This is a genomic window from Streptomyces sp. NPDC023573, from assembly GCF_055559735.1.
The window spans coordinates 1,947-5,341 of sequence record NZ_JBVHKB010000031.1; the positions used below are offsets into that span (position 1 = coordinate 1,947).

Below are 3,395 nucleotides of genomic sequence, written 5' to 3' on the forward strand. Positions count from 1 at the left end.
GTATGAATGACACGACTTCGGCGGTACGCTTGAGCCCCGCTACATTGTCGGCGCGGAATCACTTGACCAGTGAGCTATTACGCACTCTTTCAAGGGTGGCTGCTTCTAAGCCAACCTCCTGGTTGTCTCTGCGACTCCACATCCTTTCCCACTTAGCGTACGCTTAGGGGCCTTAGTCGATGCTCTGGGCTGTTTCCCTCTCGACCATGGAGCTTATCCCCCACAGTCTCACTGCCGTGCTCTCACTTACCGGCATTCGGAGTTTGGCTAAGGTCAGTAACCCGGTAGGGCCCATCGCCTATCCAGTGCTCTACCTCCGGCAAGAAACACACGACGCTGCACCTAAATGCATTTCGGGGAGAACCAGCTATCACGGAGTTTGATTGGCCTTTCACCCCTAACCACAGGTCATCCCCCAGGTTTTCAACCCTGGTGGGTTCGGTCCTCCACGAAGTCTTACCTCCGCTTCAACCTGCCCATGGCTAGATCACTCCGCTTCGGGTCTAGAGCGTGCAACTCAATCGCCCTGTTCGGACTCGCTTTCGCTACGGCTTCCCCACACGGGTTAACCTCGCTACACACCGCTAACTCGCAGGCTCATTCTTCAAAAGGCACGCAGTCACGACTGCATGTGCAAGCACATACAGCGACGCTCCCACGGCTTGTAGGCACACGGTTTCAGGTACTATTTCACTCCGCTCCCGCGGTACTTTTCACCATTCCCTCACGGTACTATCCGCTATCGGTCACCAGGGAATATTTAGGCTTAGCGGGTGGTCCCGCCAGATTCACACGGGATTTCTCGGGCCCCGTGCTACTTGGGTGTCTCTCAAACGAGCCGTTGATGTTTCAGCTACGGGGGTCTTACCCTCTACGCCGGACCTTTCGCATGTCCTTCGCCTACATCAACGGTTTCTGACTCGCCTCACAGCCGGCAGACTGTGAAAGAGAGATCCCACAACCCCGTATACGCAACCCCTGCCGGGTATCACACGCATACGGTTTGGCCTGATCCAGTTTCGCTCGCCACTACTCCCGGAATCACGGTTGTTTTCTCTTCCTGAGGGTACTGAGATGTTTCACTTCCCCTCGTTCCCTCCACACTGCCTATGTGTTCAGCAGCGGGTGACAGCCCATGACGACTGCCGGGTTTCCCCATTCGGAAACCCCCGGATCAAAGCTTGGTTGACAGCTCCCCGGGGACTATCGTGGCCTCCCACGTCCTTCATCGGTTCCTGGTGCCAAGGCATCCACCGTGCGCCCTTAAAAACTTGGCCACAGATGCTCGCGTCCACTGTGCAGTTCTCAAACAACGACCAGCCACCCATCACCCCGTCTTCCGACGAGTTCACTGGGGCCGGCAACCAAAGGGACAGACTCAAACGAGCCCGTACCTTCAGATACCCAACAGCGTGCCCGACCCGACCGATCCCTCTCACTTTCCACGCCGAAGCAGTACTAGCGAAAACAACCTGTCGTGCCGAATAGTCAACGTTCCACCCATGAGCAACCAGCACCGAACATTCGCCGGTGTACTGGCCTCTGACCAAGCGAACTTGGTAAGAAGTGCTCCTTAGAAAGGAGGTGATCCAGCCGCACCTTCCGGTACGGCTACCTTGTTACGACTTCGTCCCAATCGCCAGTCCCACCTTCGACAGCTCCCTCCCACAAGGGGTTGGGCCACCGGCTTCGGGTGTTACCGACTTTCGTGACGTGACGGGCGGTGTGTACAAGGCCCGGGAACGTATTCACCGCAGCAATGCTGATCTGCGATTACTAGCAACTCCGACTTCATGGGGTCGAGTTGCAGACCCCAATCCGAACTGAGACCGGCTTTTTGAGATTCGCTCCGCCTCGCGGCATCGCAGCTCATTGTACCGGCCATTGTAGCACGTGTGCAGCCCAAGACATAAGGGGCATGATGACTTGACGTCGTCCCCACCTTCCTCCGAGTTGACCCCGGCAGTCTCCTGTGAGTCCCCATCACCCCGAAGGGCATGCTGGCAACACAGAACAAGGGTTGCGCTCGTTGCGGGACTTAACCCAACATCTCACGACACGAGCTGACGACAGCCATGCACCACCTGTATACCGACCACAAGGGGGGCACCATCTCTGATGCTTTCCGGTATATGTCAAGCCTTGGTAAGGTTCTTCGCGTTGCGTCGAATTAAGCCACATGCTCCGCTGCTTGTGCGGGCCCCCGTCAATTCCTTTGAGTTTTAGCCTTGCGGCCGTACTCCCCAGGCGGGGAACTTAATGCGTTAGCTGCGGCACCGACGACGTGGAATGTCGCCAACACCTAGTTCCCAACGTTTACGGCGTGGACTACCAGGGTATCTAATCCTGTTCGCTCCCCACGCTTTCGCTCCTCAGCGTCAGTAATGGCCCAGAGATCCGCCTTCGCCACCGGTGTTCCTCCTGATATCTGCGCATTTCACCGCTACACCAGGAATTCCGATCTCCCCTACCACACTCTAGCTAGCCCGTATCGAATGCAGACCCGGGGTTAAGCCCCGGGCTTTCACATCCGACGTGACAAGCCGCCTACGAGCTCTTTACGCCCAATAATTCCGGACAACGCTTGCGCCCTACGTATTACCGCGGCTGCTGGCACGTAGTTAGCCGGCGCTTCTTCTGCAGGTACCGTCACTTTCGCTTCTTCCCTGCTGAAAGAGGTTTACAACCCGAAGGCCGTCATCCCTCACGCGGCGTCGCTGCATCAGGCTTTCGCCCATTGTGCAATATTCCCCACTGCTGCCTCCCGTAGGAGTCTGGGCCGTGTCTCAGTCCCAGTGTGGCCGGTCGCCCTCTCAGGCCGGCTACCCGTCGTCGCCTTGGTAGGCCATCACCCCACCAACAAGCTGATAGGCCGCGGGCTCATCCTTCACCGCCGGAGCTTTTAACCCCGTCCCATGCGGGACAGAGTGTTATCCGGTATTAGACCCCGTTTCCAGGGCTTGTCCCAGAGTGAAGGGCAGATTGCCCACGTGTTACTCACCCGTTCGCCACTAATCCACCCCGAAAGGCTTCATCGTTCGACTTGCATGTGTTAAGCACGCCGCCAGCGTTCGTCCTGAGCCAGGATCAAACTCTCCGTGAATGTTTTCCCGTAATCGGGATCACAACACGAGAGCGGAACGACCAGGTCGGAATAAGACCGGTCGTTCACAGCGTCCTCGCTGTTGTTGCCCACCGAACCCGAAGGACCGGTAGGACTTTTCAAAGGAACCACCAACCTGCCGAAGCAGGCCGGGGTATCAACATATCTGGCGTTGACTTTTGGCACGCTGTTGAGTTCTCAAGGAACGGACGCTTCCTTCGGTCCCGTTTCACCGGGGCCCTCCGGGCGCTTCCCTTCTGTTCTTGCGTTTCCGACTCTATCAGACTCTTTC

The 3,395-nt window shown here is 57.3% G+C and carries 2 rRNA genes (1 of these 2 only partly in view); both read right to left on the reverse strand.

From position 1 onward, the window contains the following. Positions 1 to 1,277 (reverse strand): 23S ribosomal RNA (locus ACZ32T_RS37170); it reaches 1,924 nt to the left of the window's first position. Positions 1,278 to 1,577: 300 nt separating this feature from the next. Next, positions 1,578 to 3,103 (reverse strand): 16S ribosomal RNA (locus tag ACZ32T_RS37175). Together the 16S and 23S rRNA genes form the textbook arrangement of a ribosomal RNA operon. Positions 3,104 to 3,395 lie beyond the last annotated feature (292 nt).